Below are 16,822 nucleotides of genomic sequence, written 5' to 3'. Positions count from 1 at the left end.
CGGAAGGTGTCTCATGCAGCGTTTCCAGCGCGTGCTCCTCGCCATCATGTCGGCACTCGCGATCACCGTGATCGCCGGCGTGTCCGATTTCGTTTCCACCACGGCCTCGGCCCAGACCGCAGGAAAGACCATGACCACAGCTTCAGGCTTGCAAATCATCGACACCGCCGTCGGCACCGGCGCCTCGCCGCAGCCCGGCCAGATCTGCGTGATGCACTATACCGGCTGGCTCTATGAAAACGGCCAGAAGGGCAAGAAATTCGACTCCTCGGTCGATCGCAAGGAGCCGTTCGAGTTTCCGATCGGCAAGGGCCGTGTGATTGCCGGCTGGGACGAGGGCGTCGCCTCGATGAAGGTCGGCGGCAAGCGCACGCTGATCATTCCGCCGCAGCTCGGCTACGGCGCGCGCGGCGCCGGCGGCGTGATTCCGCCGAACGCGACGCTGATGTTCGATGTGGAATTGCTTGCGGTGAAATAATCTACACCGTCATTCCGGGATGGTCCGAAGGACCAGACCGCAGGTGCGCATTGCGCACCGGGGAATCTCGAGATTCCGGGTTCGCTTCGCGCCCCGGAATGACGGTGCAAATCGACAAAACAAAAAGACCGGCCCTGCGGCCGGTCTTTTTGCTTTCAGTCTGCTGCGCGTCACTCTGCCGCGCGCCTTGCCGCAGCTGCGGCGCGATCGATCGCTTCCTTCGCGGCGTCCTTGGCGTCGCCCATCGCCTGCTGGCCCTTGCCCTTCACCTCCTGGACTGCGCCTTCGCCCTTCAGGCGGTCGGAGCCGGTGGCTTCGCCGATGCCCTGCTTGGCCTTGCCGATCGCCTCGTTGGCGTTGCCCTTGATCTTGTCGGCCGTGCTACCCATGAAACTCTCCTTCCAGTTTGCTCGCGATGACAACGCCGGCTGACTATGAGGGTTCCGATTTTGGTATGGCTTGCCGGCGCGCCTTTGGGTTAGTTTGCCGCGCACGGAACCAACAGAAAGCAAGATCATGACGGGCCATGACCACACGCATTCCCACCATGCACACGATCATGACGATCGCTGGAAACATGACGGCGTGCGCGTCATTCCCGGCAACCAGCTCGATACGAACGTGCCGTCGACGGCTGGCATGGATCGCGCGGCCGCCATCAACTTCGCACGCGTCGGCGCGCAGAAATTGTGGGCGGGCACCGTCAGCATCAAGCCGGATGCCAAGACCGGCGCGCATCACCACGGCCATCTCGAAAGCGTCATCTATGTGGTGAAGGGCAAGGCGCGGATGCGCTGGGGCGAGAGCCTGCAATTCACCGCCGAGGCCGGCCCGGGCGATTTCATCTTCGTCCCGCCTTACGTGCCGCACCAGGAGATCAACGCCAGCCCCGACGAGGTGCTGGAATGCGTGCTGGTGCGCAGCGACGGCGAGGCGGTGGCGATCAATCTCGACATCGAGCCGGTCGAAAAGCCCGAGACGGTGCTGTGGATCGATCCGGTGCACCGGGACCCGAACGAGAAGAAGTAAGGCCGGCCCGGGCCTGCCGGTTCTGTGCGACAGAACCACGGCGGGCGGGCCTTTAAAAAAATATCCGGAAGCCGTGTCGGATGGCCGTCTGCCCGTCCGTCCTTGGGCAGAACCCCGCCCAAGGAGCTTCCGATGCCCAAGATGATCTTCGTCAACCTGCCGGTGACCGACCTCAAGCGCGCCACGGCCTTTTATGAGGCGGTCGGCGCGGTCAGGAACCCGCAGCTCTGCGACGATACGGCGAGCTGCATGGTCTTCTCCGAGAGCATTTTCGCCATGCTCCTGACCCACGACAAGTTCCGCCAGTTCACACCCAAGCCGATCGCGGATGCGAAGACCTCGAACCAGGTGCTGCTCTGCCTGTCCGCCGACAGCCGCGACGAAGTCGACGCCATCGTCGGCAGGGCCGAGGTCGCGGGCGGGGTGGCCGATCCCAGCCCGAAGGAAGAATTCAGCTTCATGTACGGCCGCAGCTTCGAGGATCCGGACGGCCATATGTGGGGTGTGAACTGGCTGGACATGGCAGCCTTCGCCGCGCAGCCCGCCATGGCGAGCGCCTGATCGAAACCCGACGAGATCGAAAAGCTGAAGAGGAGCCTTCACGATGTCCAAGCTCGTGCCCTGCATGTGGTTCAACGGCGATGCCGAGGAAGCCGCGAAGTTCTACGTCTCGCTCGTGCCGAATTCGAAGATCACGCACGTCCAGCGCAACGCTTCGGACAATCCCTCCGGCAAGGAAGGCTCCGTGCTTGTCGCCGAGTTCACGGTGGCCGGACAGCCTCTGGTCGCGCTCAACGGCGGTATGAAGATGGAGTACACCCACGCGCTCTCGCTGATGATCCATTGCGACGATCAGGCCCAGGTCGACAGCGTCTGGAATGCTTTCCTGGCCCATGGCGGCAAGGAAGAGCAGTGCGGCTGGCTCAGGGATCGCTGGGGCGTGGCCTGGCAGGTGGTGCCGAAAGTGATGTTCGAATTCCTGTCGAGCCCGGACCGGGCTGCGGCCGCGCGCGCGATGCAGGCCATGATGAAGATGGTGAAGCTGGACGTGGATGTCCTGCGACGCGCGTTCGAGGGCAAGTCGGCGGCGTAGTGCGGGACGCTCTCGCCACACGATCGGTGTCATCGCCCGCGAAGGCGGGCGATCCAGTATTCCGTGACGGCTGTGATTGAAGCGATGGGGCGCGGCGTACTGGATGCCCCGCCCCAAGTGCGCAATTGCGCACTAGGCGGGGCATGACACCGAGTGTGGAACTGCTGACGCACGCGTCCGCTAGTAATTGATCCGCAGCCCCACGCCGCCATGGATGGTGTTGCCGACCGGCTGCGGGCCGAGCGTGCCGTTCGCGAACAAATCCACGATCCAGCCCTTCTGCACGCGGAAGCCGAGGCGGCCGCCATATTCGAACCAGCCCTGGTTGCCCATGGTCGGCACCACCAAGCCGTCGCCGGTCACGGTGGCGACGATGCCGCTATGGCTTGCGAACGACTGCACCCAGCCGCCGTTGATGTTGGCCTCGATGTTGCTGCCGTAGAGATGCGTCCACTGGGCGCCGATCTTGACCAGGCTGGTGCGGTCGGTGCCGGTCGCAATGGTGGCGTCGAACGGATTGAAGGCCACCGCGCTGTCCGAATAGCCGTACACGCGCTGCCAGAGTTGCCAGACCTCGATCGAGGCGGCGACCTCGTCGCGCGGCGAGACGCGGCTCATCCAGCCGGCGCGGCCGTAGACGGCGTAGTTGGAGGCGTTGGTCGAGCCTGTGACGCTCACCGGGCCGAGACTGGTGTTGTAGCTGCGCGTGTAGCGCGCCTTCTCCCACGGCGTCAGGATCGTGCCGATGTCGAAGAACGGGCGCGACGAGCCCCAATCGGTGAAATCGTAGCGCAGCGCGAAGGCGCCGATCGGCGCGCTGGTGATGTTGTAGCCGCCCTCACTGTATTGCGTGTAGGCGATGCCGACGAGCAGCGACAGATTGTTGGTCAGCTCCTTGCGGCCGTGGATGCCGGCCGAGAACGAGCCGGCCGAGCCGAACGCGCTGACGCAGTCGCTGCAATTGACCTGCTCGTTGACGCCGAGCAGCACCGTGCCGAGCACCCGGTTGGTGATCATCTGGTTGAAGCGCTGGTCCGCGAGGCCGCCGATTGAATTGCCGCTGGAATCCGCGCCGGTCGGGCTCGGGCTCGGTGACGGATACGGCGATGGCGACGGATATGGCGAGGGGGATGGGGACGGCGACGGGCTCGACGCCGGCGAGCAATTTGTCTCGCAATTGGTCAGGGTTACCGTTGCGGCCGAGGCCGGCTGCACACCCCATGTCAGTGTCGCGATGCCCACCGCCATCAGCGCGGCGGCAAGAAGCAGGTCGCGGATGCGGAGCGTTGCCATCGTCAGCGCCCGCACAGCATGCCGTCGTCATTGACGGCGGGTGTGACGGTCGGCGAGGCGTCGGCATATTGGTTGACCGCGCACAGTCCGGCATTCGCGGCGCAGGTCGCGGCAAACGTCCAGGGCGGCGTGTTGGTCTTGCTGATGCTGACCTTGCCGCCGGTCGAGGTGATGATTGCGGTGTCGCCGGGCTGGGTCAGCTGCACGCACTGGAAGCTCAGCGTGCAGACGCTGGCCGCGCCGTCCTGGAGCACGACGACGGAGCGGCCGCGCTGCGAGAGGATGTCGAGCGTGGTGCCGCGCACGCCGATGGTCGCGAGCGGTGTCGTGATCTTGTAGGCGGCCTTCTCGGAATGTCCGGTGACGAAGCGGAATGCGCCGGTGGTCATGCGGATCGCGACGTCGCGATAGCTGTGCTCGTCGTTGAAGACGGTGCGGTCGAGCTTCAGCGTGGCGCTGGGACCGAGCGACAGATTGGTGCTGTCGGCCATGACGAAGCGCGCCGCGCCGTCGGCGCCGGTGCGCACGGTCTCGTCGCGCAGCATGCTGTCGCCGACGTTGATCGGCGTGGTGGTCGCGGCGACGCGCACCACCTCGTTCTGGATCACGACGGCTTCACCGACGCGGGTCTGCGCCTGCGCGCAAGGTGCCGCGCACACGACGGCCGACAACAGAACGGGGAAAAGCCAGAAACGCAAATTCATTTCGCAACCGATCGATGTGTCCCTGATCGTACCGGATCGCGCGCGCTTGCGATGTGGCGGAATTATCACAAGCGGCGCGGGTCGTGCGTTATGCTTAGTGACAGTTGCGGCGGAATGCGTTCAATGGAAAGCGCAATCGATATTTTCTCCGCGGTGAAGCAGATTTGCCACGCAAAACATCCCCACAACGGCCGCTCGAATTGCCTGCGGTTCCGAAGATGTCGCGGAGCGCAGTGATTGCTGTCGCAATTTTCCTGATGGCGCATCTGGCGCTGCTGATCGGTCTCACCACGCCGGAGAAATTCGTCTTCGACGAGGTGCACTATGTGCCGGCTGCGCGACAGATGCTGGCGCCCGCGATGTCGCAACCGATGCTCAACCCGATGCATCCGCCGCTGGCCAAGGAGCTGATCGCCGCATCGATTGCGGCGTTCGGCGACAACGCGCTCGGCTGGCGCTATCCGGCGACCTTGTTCGGCGCGCTCGCGATCGTCGCGATCTATCTGTGCGGCCTCGCGCTGTTCGCTGCGCAAGGGCCCGCAATCGCCGCGGCGCTGATCGCGGCCTTCAACCAGATGCTCTACGTGCAGGCGCGCGTCGCGATGCTCGACATCTTTGCGCTCGGCTTCGGACTGCTCGCGACCGCCGCCTTCATGCATGGCTTTCGCAGGGAGCGGCCGCATGCGCTGTTCGCGGTGGCAGGCAGCCTGTTCGGCTGTGCTGCGGCCTGCAAATGGAGCGGCCTGTTTCCGCTCGGCATCTGCATCGTCATCGTCGCGGTGATCCGCCTGATGCAGGGCTGGCGCACGCTGTTCGCCGACGCGATGCCGGACGATTGGTATCGGCCCGACCTCTGGCCCGACTTCAGGGCACTTCATGTCGCGCTCTGCTTCGCCGTGCTGCCGGCGATGACATATCTTGCCGCTTTCGTCCCGCTCTATGGATTGTCGCTGCCCGACCTGATCGAGGCGCAGCGCCGGATCTTCGCCGACAACACCACCACTGCGATCGCCGGCCACACTTACATGAGCTCGTGGCCATCCTGGCCGCTGCTCGCCCGCCCGGTGTGGTTCCTGTTCGACAAGACGGCGGAGGACAATGTCTCCGCGATCGTCTTCCTCGGCAACCCGCTGGTGCTGTGGCCGGCGCTGGCCGCGCTCGCGGTCGTGCTGCGCGACGTTATCGTCGCGCGCCGCTGGGATGCGTTCCTGATCGCGGCGTTCTATTTCGGCCCCTGGCTCGCCTGGGCGCTGCTGCCGCGCACGCTGGGTTTCATCTACTACTATCTGCCGGCCGCGACCGTGGCGTCGCTTGCGCTGGTCTACGTGCTGCGCCGCAACGGCCTGCCGCGCTGGCTGCTGTGGGCCTATGTCGGCCTCGCCGCGATCGGCTTTGCGATCATGCTGCCGATCTCCGCGGCCTTCATCGGAACGTCGATGCAGGGCTTCAACCGGCTGATGCTGTTCCAGAGCTGGATCTAGTGCCCGCTTGCGTGCATAAGCCCGGTAGAATCCTCTTGCCTGAATCAATCAGCGCGTGTGGACTGGCCGCCATCTTTGGAATTGGAGAGGCAGGTGGGAACGGAGGAGCGTATCGCCAGACCGGATCAATCCAACGCCGACTGGCTGCGCGCCGTCGTCGACACCGCGGTCGACGGCGTGATTCTGATCGACGCCGGCGGCTCTATCCTGATGTTCAACCCGGCCTGCGAATGCCTGTTCGGCTATCCCGCGGACGAGGTGATAGGCCGGAACGTCAAGGTCTTGATGCCGTCGTCCTACCGCGACGCTCATGACGGATACCTGCACAATTATCACACGACCGGCGATCGCAAGATCATCGGTATCGGCCGCGAGGTGGTGGGGCAGCGCAAGGACGGCTCGACCTTCCTGATGCACCTCTCGGTCGGCGAGACCAAGCGGACCGGGGAAGAGTCGATCTTCGTCGGCATCGTTCACGACCTCACCGGGCGCGAGCGGGTCGAGCGGGAGCTGCGCGAGAGCGCGGCGCGGCTGCGCGCGGTCGTCGACACCGCCGTCGATGGCGTGATCCTGATCGATTCCGACGGCATCATCCTGAAGTTCAATCCGGCCTGCGAGAGCCTTTTCAAATATCACGCCGACGAGGTCCTCGGAGAGAACGTTCGGATGTTGATGCCGGAGCCCTACCGCTCCGGGCATGACGGCTATATTCGCAATTTCCTCGTCACCGGCGAGAAGAAGATCATCGGCATCGGCCGCGAGGTGTTGGGCCGGCGCAAGGACGGCTCGACCTTCCCGATGGATCTTTCGGTCGGCGAGGCCAAGCAGGACGGCTCGTCCATCTTCGTCGGCATGATCCATGATCTGACTGATCGCAAGCGCACCGAGGCCCAGCTGATGCAGGCGCAGAAGATGGAGGCGGTCGGGCAGCTTTCCGGCGGCATCGCTCACGATTTCAACAATCTCCTCACCGTGATCGTCGGCAACGCCGAACATCTGGCCGAGCAGTTGGCGGCGCGCGGGGATTTGAAGCGGCTCGCCGACGACATCTGCAGCGCCGGCGAGCGCGGAGCGGAGCTGACGCAGCGCCTGCTCGCCTTCAGCCGCAAGCAGCTGCTGCGGCCGGTGGAGACCGAATGCAGCAGGCTCGTCGAGTCCATGCACAAGCTGCTGCGACGGACCCTTCGCGAGGATATCGAGATCTCCACGCATTCCGATCCCGCGCTCCGGCAGGCCTTCGCCGATCCGGTACAGCTCGAATCGGCGATCCTCAACCTCGCGCTCAACGCTCAGGACGCGATGGCATCAGGCGGGCGCCTGACCATCTCGACGGCGAACGCGTCGCTCGATGCGGGCGATCACAACGCGCATCCCGACGTCGGGCCGGGCGAGTATATCGTGATCGCCGTGACCGACACCGGTTGCGGCATGCCGAAGCGGGTGCTGGAACGGGCGTTCGAGCCGTTCTTCACCACCAAGGAGGTCGGCAAGGGCAGTGGGCTCGGGCTCAGCATGGTCTACGGCTTCGTCAAGCAATCCAACGGCCATGTCACGATCTACAGCGAGCCGGGCCTGGGGACGACCGTGCGGATCTATCTTCCGGCGGTGCTGGCGAAGACGCAGAGCGCGCCGCTGGCGGTCGAGAAGGAGGTGGTGCAGAGCGGCTCCGAAACCGTGCTGGTGGTCGAGGACGATCCGTTCGTCCGGTCCTATGCGGTCATGAGCCTGGAGAGCCTGGGCTACAAGGTGATCTCCGCGGTCGACGGCAAGGAGGCGTTGCAGACGCTCGGCGTGGCGCCGCATATCGACCTGCTGTTCACCGATGTCGTGATGCCCGGGGGCGTGAATGGCTGGGAGCTCGCGGGGCTCGCGCGCAACGCAAGGCCCGAGCTGCGCGTGCTGCTGACGTCGGGTTACGCCCTCGAGACGCTCGCGGCGAACGGCCACCTGCGGCAGGGCGCGCTGATCCTTGAAAAGCCTTACCGCAAGGCGGAGCTTGCGCGGCTGGTGCGGGAGGCACTCGCCGCAGCGGTGCCGGTCTGAGCCGCGGTCCGCCCGACGTACGGGCGGCAGGCGGCGGGTCGTCGCTAAAGCGCGATGGGATTGGGATGAATCGTCATCGCGCTTTGGATCATTGCTTGAGCATGATCTTTTCGGAAAACCGCTGCGCACTTTGCGCTAGCGCGGCCCTCCGGGTCCGGATCATGCTCCAGATCATTTCGACGCGGTCTTGGTGTCCATATTGACGACCTGGACGCGGCGGTTGATCGGGTCGGCGCCGTTGGCGGTATCCTTCAGCTTGGTCTTGCCGTAGCCGACGGTGACGAGATCGGTGCCGTTGAGGCCGTAGTTCTGCACCAGGTACTTCTTGATGGTGTCGGCCCGGCGTTCGGAGAGCCCTTGATTGTACTCTTCGCCGCCGATCGCGTCGGTGTGTCCGGCGACCACGAAGGTCGAGCCCTTCAGCGCCGGGTCGGAGAGCGCCTTGCCGAGCGCCTGCACCGACGGCACCGACGTCTTGGCGATGTCGGCCGAGTTGTAGTCGAACTGGATCTCCAGATCGATCTTCGGCTTGGTCGCAGCTAACTCGGCGATCTGCTCGCGCTCGCCGGTCGAGAGCGACCGGGTCGAGCGGTTACGCACGGTGTTCAGGAACGTCGTTTCCTTGGCCTGCACCGCCGGATCGGCCTGCGGACCGGCGGAGAGGCCGCGCGTCACCGGCTTCGGCTTCAACGCATCCAGGATCTTGTCGGAAGAGACGTTGTTGTCGCCGGCCAGTGCCAGGCCCGCCGTCATCGACAGCGCGGCCGTGAGAGTAATCGCCTTCAGTCCAAAAAACTTATCAAAACGGGTCATTGTCGTATCCTCGCTGTTACGCCTTATGGCGATTTGATGCTGCGAGCGTAGGGCAGGTTCAAAAGCCCTGATGTGATCCTCGTCACGTTGGAAACAGCAGATTCCGTGGTTATCCTAGCGCGGTTTAGGCCGGTTCGGGTGTGAGATCAGGCAGCCGGTGCTCCGCACCGGGGGCAGGCGCGACGAGGTGAACAGCAATTGTCGCCTCTGCTTCCGTGCGGGGTTCGAGACGCCGAAATCCTGGCGTGATCCAGATCACATTGATGACGTGCGGCCGGGCCTGGCGGGCAAAGGTCCAGCCTCATGCCGGAGCGGGGGCTGCCCGTGAGGCCCGGTTCGCTTGCGGAAACCTTTGCACACCGATGGTCGCAAAGCCGTCTCCACAGGGCCCGCTCGCGAACAAGAAATCGGCCAGATGCACGCCTAGCAGAGTTCGCCACCAACCGCAGACGAAGGGGAGCCGAGTTCCATCCAGTGCCGAGGCCGAGTGATTATCAATCCTACCGCAGTGGCCCGCCGGATCGGACTGTGTCCCTGAGCTCCATGCCCATCTATATCGGCGCGGCGATGATCGCGGTGGCGATCCTGCTGTCGACCCTGATCACGGGCCTGACCTCCCGCTATGTCGGCCTCGACGGGCCGAACGACGAGAACATGTGGCTGGTCGACCGTCTCACCGGCAGCGTCTATCGCTGCCAGGCGGAGGGGCGCGGCAAGGCCTCGTGCGAGCCCGATATCGCCACCGGCAGCCTCAGCGATCGGCCCAGAGCGCCGAAAGACGGCCGTTGAGGCCTTTCGTCTTCGCAGCGCAGCAAGAAAATTGTCTTCTCCGCGAAACGTCTGAGCGAGAGAATGCGTAATTGCGAGGGCCGGCATGACGCCGGTTTCGTTTTACGGAGGAGATTTTTCCAATGAAGATCTTGCTCACGACCGCAGCCTTTGTCGCGTTCACTCTTTCCCTGTCCCCCGCATCGGCCGCGATGATGGCGTGCACCAAGGACAACATGATGAAGTCCGCCGCCATGATGGGCGGCACGGCCGACACGCCGGCCAAGATGGCGTCGAACAAGGAAATGGCCATGGCCAACGCGGACATGAGCAATGGCAAGATGAAGAGCGCCTGCATGCACTACATGAAGTCGCAGAAGGCCATGACGGCGAAGTAGGCGCCGGCCACATCAAACAGCCGCGCTGTCAGCAGATGGCAGCGCGGCATTTTCTTTTGTTGTTCCTGGTCCGCTTCTTTCTCCCGGCGCGAATCCCGCTACATTGCGTCCTGCAATGTCACGCGCGCCCAAACCGCTCCCACTCACCACCACACAGGCCCGACAGATCTGGCTGCACGCCCAGCGGCTGGATGAGCGCACCCCGTTCGGCGAGGGTGCGCGGGCCGTTGCGGACGCGACCGCTCATCTCGGCTACGTGCAGATCGACACCATCAACGTCATCGAGCGCTGCCACCACCACATCCTGTTCAGCCGCATTCCGTCCTACCGCCGCGCCGATCTGCGCCAGGCCCAGAGCGTCGACAGAAGCGTGTTCGAATACTGGACCCATGCGCTGTCCTACATCCCCTCGGACGATTTCCGCTTCTTCCTGCCGGCGATGCGCGAGCACCGGCGCGAAGGGCACCGATGGTTCGCCTCGGTGAAGCCGGTCGATACGCGCAAGGTGATGCGGCTGGTGCGCGCCGGGCCGCTGACGATCCGCGACATCGAGGATGACGTGCTCACCGAGAAGGAGCATCTGTGGCAGAGCCGCAAACCCTCGAAGCGCGCGTTGCAGCTTGCCTTTTACACCGGCGCCGTGACCATCAGCGAGCGCCAGGGCATGCTCAAGACCTACGAGCTGATGACGCGCCATTTCGGCTGGGACAAGCTGCCGAAACCGGCATCGGCAAAGGACATCACGGCCTATCTGCTCGATCGCGCGCTGCGGTCGCAGGGCGTGGTGAGTCTCGATTCGGTCTGCCATCTCGACGCGCCGAGCAAGAAGGCGGTCGCGCGCCTGATCGCCGCGCGCGTGCGTCGCGGCGAGCTCGTCCCTGTCGCGATCGACGGCGCCGGCAGGCAGGACCATTGGGCAGCGCCCGCGGTGCTGGAGGCCGGCGGCGAGGGGCCATCGCCCGATCTCGTCCACATCCTTTCGCCGTTCGATCCCCTGATCATCCAGCGCAAGCGCACCAGCCTGATCTTCGGCTACAACCATCTGTTCGAGGCCTATGTGCCTAAGGCCAAGCGCAAGCTCGGCTATTTCGCACTGCCGGTGCTGGTCGGCGACGAGATCGTCGCCGCGCTCGATCTCAAGACTTACCGGCAGGCCAGGAAGCTCCTGATGCAGAAATGGACGTGGGTCGGGGAGGGGAGGAAGACCGCGAGGCGCAAGGAGCTCAAGCGCGTGATCGAGGAGGAGCTCGATCGCTTCGAACGGTTTCAGCTCGCGGAGTGAGCGTCATGATTCCCCTGTCTAGGGCCTGTCCCTGAGTTCGTGCAAGTCTCGTGGCTCGGCTCCCGGACCGGACAGCACGTGCGCGTACCGGTCCAGCACCTCGTCGGCGGAATAGCCCGAACGTCGCGCGAACTCGTCCCGTAGCCCCAGCCGCGCGGAGACTCTCAAGCGCTCGGTCGTGGCGGTGGTCATCACGGGGTCGAAGCCCAGTTCCCGCAGGCCCGCCGCCACACCATCCATCTCCACCGCACGGCGCTCGGCATGCAGGACGTCGGAGCGGACGCACATGTCCAGGAACTTGCTGAACGTGGTGGCATCCATCGACGTGCAGAGCCCGCGCATGGTTTCATCGCGCACGCCGGCAAGCGTCGCGGCGGTCAGAGCTTCGACCAGCAGCGCCTCCATGCCTTTCGTCACCACGCTCCGCAGCATCTTCACGGCCGCTGCGGTTCCGGCTTCGGGACCCGCCACATCGATGCGGAAGCCGAGTGGTTTGAAGATTTCCGCGAAGCGCTCGGCACCGCTGCCGGACGTGTAGAGCGTGACCGCGGCACCATAGAGATCGACGGAGCCCATCAGGTTCGCATCCGCGAACAGGCCTCCGCGCGCCTCGACGGCTTCGGCGATACGCTTCTTCGTTCGCGGGGTCGCAGCGTTGATGTCCACCACGAGACAGCCGGGACGGACGATCTTCGAAATGGCCTCACCCGTCTCAGCCGCGACGGCAACGACGACGGCGGAAAAGATCACGTCCGCGTCCGTGAGATCCTCGAGCCGATCGGCGAGCATGACGCCACAATCGGCCGCCACCGCGCGAAAAGCCTGAGAGTAGGGCGGCGCGTTCGTCTTGCCCTGACAGAATGCGACGACCTGCGCTCGGGTCTGGGTCGCGAGATGCTTTGCGAAGCATTGCGCGGCCTCGCCAAATCCAACGAAGGCGATCTTGGGCTGCTGCATGGCTGAGCTATCTCCTGTCTCCGACCGGTCCGATGGAGGGTGAGGTCTCCTCGCGCGACCTTTCACCGCCGCCATTGTGGCGAGTTCGACGCTGGAGTCAATGAACCGGTTCATTAGCGGGGCGATCGTTGGAAGCAGTGTCTGAGTAGATCGTCTAATTATGAGGCAAATCCTGATCGGACGAACTTGCCTGAGGCTGTGAACCGGTTCATATAGCGTTATGCCGTCACAGACTCGCCGATCGCAAACCGTGAAGGTCAGGGACGTCGCCCGGGAGGCTGGCGTCGCGGTCGGCACGGTATCTCGTGTGCTCAACGATCATCCCACGGTGACCAGGGAGCTGCGCGAGCGCGTCGAAAGGGCCATGGCGCATCTCGGCTATGAGGTCGACGTCACGGCCCAGAGCATGCGCGCGGGCCGGTCGCGGCTCGTCGCCTGCGCCATTCGTGATTTCGACATCCCGCGCTTCGCGCTGTTCATCAAGGAGGCCGAAGCGGTCCTGCGTGAGGCCGGATACACCTTGCTGCTGGCGAGCACGACGAATCGTCCCGAAGTCGAGATCGCCCTGTTGAGTGCTTTCCGCAGGCGCCGGGTGGATGGCGTGATGATGACGCTGAGCGATGAGCAGCATCGCGACGTGCGCGAAGCGCTGTCGGAGGCGCCGATGCCGGTCCTGCTCATCGACCGGGATCGTATCGAGGCGCTGGATCGCGTCACAGCCGATCATCGCCAGGGCGCGCGCCTTGTTACGAGCCATCTGCTCGGCCTTGGGCACCGGCGAATCGCCATGCTTGTCGGCGACACCAAGGCGTTCCCGTCGCGCAGCCGCCTCGAGGGACTTCGTGAGGCCTATGCGGCGGCGGGCGTCATGCCGGATCCGAGGCTGCTGCGCGACAATGTGCTCTCGAGTGAAGAGGCCTATCGGGCGACGGCGTCGCTGATGAGCCTTGCCGATCCCCCGACGGCGCTCTTCGTCGCGGCGATGGACATGCTCGGCGGTTGCCTGAGAGCGCTGCGGACGATGGGCATCGCGGTCGGGGACGGGATTTCGGTGGTGGCCGGCAGCGATTCGGATCTCGCCGAATTGCACACGCCGCCCATCACGGCGATTGCGTGGGATCTGGCGGCGATGGGCCGCCATGCCGCGACCATGCTGCTGGAGCGGATGCGCGGCGATGAGATCGAGCGCGGCCGTGGTCTCGCCGTGCCGACGGAGCTGATCATTCGCGGGTCGACGCGGCCTGTTGCGAATTGAGCGTGCTTGGCCGGGGCTGGATCCGGTTTCTCGCGACGCGGCTGTCGAGCCAGATGCCGACGACAATACCGATGAGGTAGGCGACCAGATTCCACAGCGAGAAGATACGACCGAGCAGCAGCGCGCCGGCCGTGGTCAGCCGGAACGCATCGAGCCACGGCACATGCACCAGCCGGGAAAATTCCACGACGACCGCGATCACCACCGCGATGGCCGCAAGCTGCATCCGCGACAGCTTCGGCAGCAAAACCCCGACCAGCAAAAACACCATCGTCGCCCACAGCAGCGAGCCGCCGTACTTCACGACGAAGGCGGGAAGGCCGAGCGGAAAGCCGTACCAGCGCAGGGAGAGGCCGCAGACGATCACGACCAGCGCCAGCCCGGCCCGGACCAGGGATGTCCGAAGTGGCGCAATGGGTTTGGCCGGCTGCGCCCCATGCATTGCTTGCTCCATTGACTCTTTCGCGGCGATGCTCAAAACCCCGGATCAGCCCATAAAAGCAACAACCCTGGGGGGAAGCCATGAGCCAGACCACGACCTTTGCCGGTTCCGCCGGCACAGCCAAGACGGAAGTCGAGACCTCGACCATCCGCGCCATCTCCTGGCGCCTGATCCCGTTCCTGGTGCTGGCCTACTTCTTCTCCTATCTCGACCGCGTCAATCTCGGCTTCGCCGCGCTGACCATGAATGCGGAGCTGAAGTTCACGCCGCTGATCTTCTCCTGGGGCGCCGGCATCTTCTTCATCGGCTATTTCATCTTCGAGGTGCCGAGCAATCTGGCGCTGGAAAAGTTCGGCGCCAGCCGCTGGATCGCCCGCATCATGGTGACGTGGGGCATCATCTCGGCGCTGATGGCGATGGTCAGCGGCGTGACGAGCTTCTACGTCCTGCGCTTCCTGCTCGGCGTCGCCGAAGCCGGCTTCTTCCCCGGCATCATCCTCTATCTCACCTATTGGTATCCGGCCGAATATCGCGCCCGCTTCCTTGCGGCCTTCGCCATCGCTGTCCCGGTCTCGACCGTGATCGGGGCGCCGGTCTCGGGCCTGCTGCTCGGGCTCGATGGGATCATGGGCCTGAAGGGCTGGCAGTGGCTGTTCATCATCGAGGGCATTCCTTCCGTGCTGCTCGGCATCGTCACCTGGTTCTATCTCACCGACAGGCCGGAGAAGGCGGATTGGCTCTCGGCCGAGCAGAAGGCCTGGCTCAAGGCGAAGCTCGATTCGGAAATCGCGGCCAAGCAGGCGGTGAAGCATCTGTCGCTCGGCGAAGCGCTGTCCTCGCCGAAGGTGATCGCGCTCAGCCTGATCTATTTCGGATTCGTCGGCGCGCTCTACGGCATGCAGTTCTGGCTGCCGCAGATCGTGAAAGCGTTCGGCCTGACCAATGCCCAGACCGGCTTCGTCACCGCGATCCCGTATCTGTTCGGCACCATCGCGATGATCCTGTGGGCACGGCACTCCGATGCCACACGCGAGCGCGTGATGCATGTCGGCGCGCCGTTGCTGCTCACCGCGGTCGCGCTCGGCGTCTCCTCCTATCTCACCGATCCCACCATGACGATGGTGGTGCTGACGGTGGCCGCGATCGGCGTGTTCTGTTGTTTTGGTGTGTTCTGGACCCTGCCGACTGCCTGGCTGTCCGGCACGGCCGCGGCCGGCGCCATCGCCCTGATCAACTCGATCGGCAACCTCGCCGGCTTCGGCGGGCCGTATCTGATCGGCTGGGTCAAGGAAGCCACCGGGCAGACCTCGACCGGCCTGCTCGTGCTCGCGGTGCTGCCTCTCATCGCCGGCATCCTGGTGTTTGTCGGCCGCCACGACAGCAAGCACGAGTTCGCCGAACAGGGGCGATGAGCCAAGGTCGCCCTGGCGAAAGCCAGGGCCCATACTCCGCGGCTCCTCTCGGGGGGCGCGGGGAGACGGCTTCTCCCAGCAACCGACTTCAGGGGTAATGGGCCCTGGCTTTCGCCAGGGCGACGGAGGGTTACCACCCCTTAACGATCACAGATTCCTGATGACTGACGATTATTGACTTTTATCAGTGATTAGTCGACATTCCTCTCATTGCAGTCGCAGGAGTGTCCTCCCGATGTTCGTCCGGTCGGTTTTATCCAGCTATTCCAAGCTCTTGGCGGGTGTGTCGCTGGCCCTGATGGCCGCAGCCCTGGCCGGGTGCAATGACACCGTCGCCGAGAAGGCCGAGCCGCCACGGCCGGTTCTGGTCGCCACCGCGCATTATGATGCCGAAACCCCGGAGCGGAGCTTCGTCGGCACCGTCAGGCCGCGGATCGAGAGTGATCTCGGCTTCCGCGTCGCCGGCAAGGTCGCCAAGCGCCTCGTCGAAGTCGGCCAGACCGTCGAGATCGGCCAGCCGCTCGCCACCCTCGATGAGGTCGATCTGAAGCTCCAGGCCGAGCAGTCCGTGGCCGAGCAGACCGCGGCGACCGGCGTGCTGGCCCAGGCCGCCGCCGCCGAGCAGCGCGCCAAGGATCTGAAGGCCAAGGGCTGGACCACGGACGCGCAGATGGATTCGAGCCGCGCCGCCGCCGATGAGGCCCGCGCACGGTTGAACCGGGCCGAGCGCTCGGTCGAACTGACCAAGAATTCCCTTTCCTACGCGACGCTCAACGCCGACGCCCGTGGCGTCGTCACCGCAACGCTGATCGAACCCGGCCAGGTGGTTGCCGCAGGCCAGGCTTCGATCCGTGTCGCCCGCTTTGCCGAGAAGGAAGCGGTCGTCGCGATCCCTGAGACGCTGGTCGGACGTGCCAAGTCGGGCGCCGCCAGCGTCACTCTTTGGTCGGAGCCGGGCAAGAAATATACGGCCAAGCTGCGCGAGATCGCGCCCACCGCGGATACCGCGACGCGCACCTATCTCGCAAAATTCTCGCTGCCCGAAGCCGACGACAAGGTTTCGCTCGGCATGACCGCGACGCTGACGCTGTCGGACGCCGCCACCGAGCGCGTCGCGCGGCTGCCGTTGTCGGCGCTGTTCAACGAAGGCGGCAAGCCCTCCTTCTACGTCGTCGACGACAACGGCGCGGTGACGTTGAAGCCGGTGGTGGTGAAGTCCTACGAGAGCAACGACGTCGTCATCACCAGCGGTGTCGAAGAGGGCGCCAAGATCGTCGCCCTCGGCGTGCAGAAGCTCGATCCGGGCCAGAGGGTGCGGATCGTCTCGTCACTGTCCTTTTAAGTCGCGTCTTACGAGTTTCGTCGTGTGAGGTG

At 64.7% G+C, this 16,822-nt stretch carries 18 protein-coding genes; 12 read left to right on the top strand and 6 right to left on the bottom strand.

Translation table 11 applies throughout. From position 1 onward, the window contains the following. Positions 1–13 precede the first annotated feature (13 nt). Positions 14–478, top strand: a complete 465-nt coding sequence (locus BM118_RS23140) for an FKBP-type peptidyl-prolyl cis-trans isomerase (RefSeq protein WP_011085192.1) — start codon at positions 14–16, stop codon at positions 476–478. A 170-nt stretch (positions 479–648) separates the two neighbouring features. Here BM118_RS23140 and BM118_RS23135 read toward each other — a convergent pair whose 3' ends face one another. Beyond that, positions 649–867 (bottom strand): CsbD family protein, encoded by a 219-nt coding sequence (locus tag BM118_RS23135; RefSeq protein ID WP_092187793.1) that lies wholly within the window; start codon positions 865–867, stop codon positions 649–651. Positions 868–994: 127 nt separating this feature from the next. Here BM118_RS23135 and BM118_RS23130 point away from each other — a divergent pair, with 127 nt between their 5' ends. The 3 genes from BM118_RS23130 to BM118_RS23120 all read left to right on the top strand — a co-directional run bounded on the left by BM118_RS23130 (position 995) and on the right by BM118_RS23120 (position 2,600). Then, positions 995–1,507 (top strand): cupin domain-containing protein, encoded by a 513-nt coding sequence (locus BM118_RS23130; RefSeq protein WP_011085194.1) that lies wholly within the window; start codon positions 995–997, stop codon positions 1,505–1,507. A 132-nt stretch (positions 1,508–1,639) separates the two neighbouring features. Continuing rightward, positions 1,640–2,068 (top strand): VOC family protein, encoded by a 429-nt coding sequence (locus tag BM118_RS23125; RefSeq protein WP_092187792.1) that lies wholly within the window; start codon positions 1,640–1,642, stop codon positions 2,066–2,068. A 43-nt stretch (positions 2,069–2,111) separates the two neighbouring features. Beyond that, positions 2,112–2,600, top strand: coding sequence for a VOC family protein (locus tag BM118_RS23120; protein WP_092187791.1), 489 nt, complete (start codon positions 2,112–2,114; stop codon positions 2,598–2,600). A gap of 180 nt (positions 2,601–2,780) precedes the next feature. Here the strand turns inward: BM118_RS23120 and BM118_RS23115 are convergent, their stop codons facing one another. Together BM118_RS23115 and BM118_RS23110 are read right to left on the bottom strand one after the other, a co-directional pair. Further along, entirely contained in the window at positions 2,781–3,893 is a 1,113-nt protein-coding gene (locus BM118_RS23115; protein ID WP_177234594.1) for a hypothetical protein, read from the bottom strand. Between the two features lie 2 nt (positions 3,894–3,895). Then, positions 3,896–4,597 (bottom strand): FecR family protein, encoded by a 702-nt coding sequence (locus tag BM118_RS23110; protein WP_177234593.1) that lies wholly within the window; start codon positions 4,595–4,597, stop codon positions 3,896–3,898. A gap of 218 nt (positions 4,598–4,815) precedes the next feature. Between BM118_RS23110 and BM118_RS23105 the strand changes: the two genes are divergently transcribed. Both BM118_RS23105 and BM118_RS23100 read left to right on the top strand, forming a co-directional pair. Beyond that, the gene (locus BM118_RS23105; RefSeq protein ID WP_177234592.1) at positions 4,816–6,078 is read left to right on the top strand and encodes a phospholipid carrier-dependent glycosyltransferase; all 1,263 of its coding nucleotides are present in this window, start codon (positions 4,816–4,818) and stop codon (positions 6,076–6,078) included. Positions 6,079–6,171: 93 nt separating this feature from the next. Further along, positions 6,172–8,121: a hybrid sensor histidine kinase/response regulator gene (locus tag BM118_RS23100; RefSeq protein ID WP_177234591.1), complete on the top strand. Its 1,950-nt coding sequence runs from the start codon at positions 6,172–6,174 to the stop codon at positions 8,119–8,121. Between the two features lie 171 nt (positions 8,122–8,292). Here BM118_RS23100 and BM118_RS23095 read toward each other — a convergent pair whose 3' ends face one another. After that, complete coding sequence (locus BM118_RS23095; RefSeq protein WP_092187786.1) at positions 8,293–8,934, bottom strand: OmpA family protein; 642 nt, start codon at positions 8,932–8,934, stop codon at positions 8,293–8,295. Positions 8,935–9,477: 543 nt separating this feature from the next. Here BM118_RS23095 and BM118_RS23090 point away from each other — a divergent pair. The 3 genes from BM118_RS23090 to BM118_RS23080 all read left to right on the top strand — a co-directional run bounded on the left by BM118_RS23090 (position 9,478) and on the right by BM118_RS23080 (position 11,382). Next, on the top strand, positions 9,478–9,723 hold the full coding sequence (locus tag BM118_RS23090) for a hypothetical protein (RefSeq protein ID WP_060912949.1): 246 nt from the start codon (positions 9,478–9,480) through the stop codon (positions 9,721–9,723). A 122-nt stretch (positions 9,724–9,845) separates the two neighbouring features. After that, positions 9,846–10,100: a hypothetical protein gene (locus BM118_RS23085; protein ID WP_092187785.1), complete on the top strand. Its 255-nt coding sequence runs from the start codon at positions 9,846–9,848 to the stop codon at positions 10,098–10,100. 115 nt (positions 10,101–10,215) lie between these two features. Further along, positions 10,216–11,382 carry a winged helix-turn-helix domain-containing protein gene (locus BM118_RS23080; RefSeq protein WP_092187784.1) on the top strand — a complete coding sequence of 389 codons (1,167 nt, stop codon included), beginning with the start codon at positions 10,216–10,218 and terminating at the stop codon, positions 11,380–11,382. A gap of 18 nt (positions 11,383–11,400) precedes the next feature. On the opposite strand, the gene BM118_RS23075 is transcribed toward BM118_RS23080, so the two are convergent. After that, positions 11,401–12,453 carry an NAD(P)-dependent oxidoreductase gene (locus BM118_RS23075; RefSeq protein ID WP_244550202.1) on the bottom strand — a complete coding sequence of 351 codons (1,053 nt, stop codon included), beginning with the start codon at positions 12,451–12,453 and terminating at the stop codon, positions 11,401–11,403. A 106-nt stretch (positions 12,454–12,559) separates the two neighbouring features. Between BM118_RS23075 and BM118_RS23070 the strand changes: the two genes are divergently transcribed. Next, entirely contained in the window at positions 12,560–13,594 is a 1,035-nt protein-coding gene (locus BM118_RS23070) for a LacI family DNA-binding transcriptional regulator (RefSeq protein ID WP_177234590.1), read from the top strand. On the opposite strand, the gene BM118_RS23065 is transcribed toward BM118_RS23070, so the two are convergent. Beyond that, positions 13,560–14,036 carry a ribosomal maturation YjgA family protein gene (locus tag BM118_RS23065; RefSeq protein ID WP_177234635.1) on the bottom strand — a complete coding sequence of 159 codons (477 nt, stop codon included), beginning with the start codon at positions 14,034–14,036 and terminating at the stop codon, positions 13,560–13,562. The genes BM118_RS23070 and BM118_RS23065 overlap by 35 nt on opposite strands. A gap of 80 nt (positions 14,037–14,116) precedes the next feature. Here BM118_RS23065 and BM118_RS23060 point away from each other — a divergent pair, with 80 nt between their 5' ends. After that, positions 14,117–15,448, top strand: coding sequence for an MFS transporter (locus tag BM118_RS23060; protein WP_092187780.1), 1,332 nt, complete (start codon positions 14,117–14,119; stop codon positions 15,446–15,448). A gap of 235 nt (positions 15,449–15,683) precedes the next feature. Continuing rightward, complete coding sequence (locus BM118_RS23055; protein ID WP_092187779.1) at positions 15,684–16,790, top strand: efflux RND transporter periplasmic adaptor subunit; 1,107 nt, start codon at positions 15,684–15,686, stop codon at positions 16,788–16,790. The last annotated feature ends 32 nt before the right edge of the window (positions 16,791–16,822 follow it).

This window comes from Bradyrhizobium sp. cf659, assembly GCF_900113725.1.
Taxonomy (GTDB): domain Bacteria; phylum Pseudomonadota; class Alphaproteobacteria; order Rhizobiales; family Xanthobacteraceae; genus Bradyrhizobium.
This window is presented reverse-complemented; position numbering and strand designations above follow the sequence as displayed.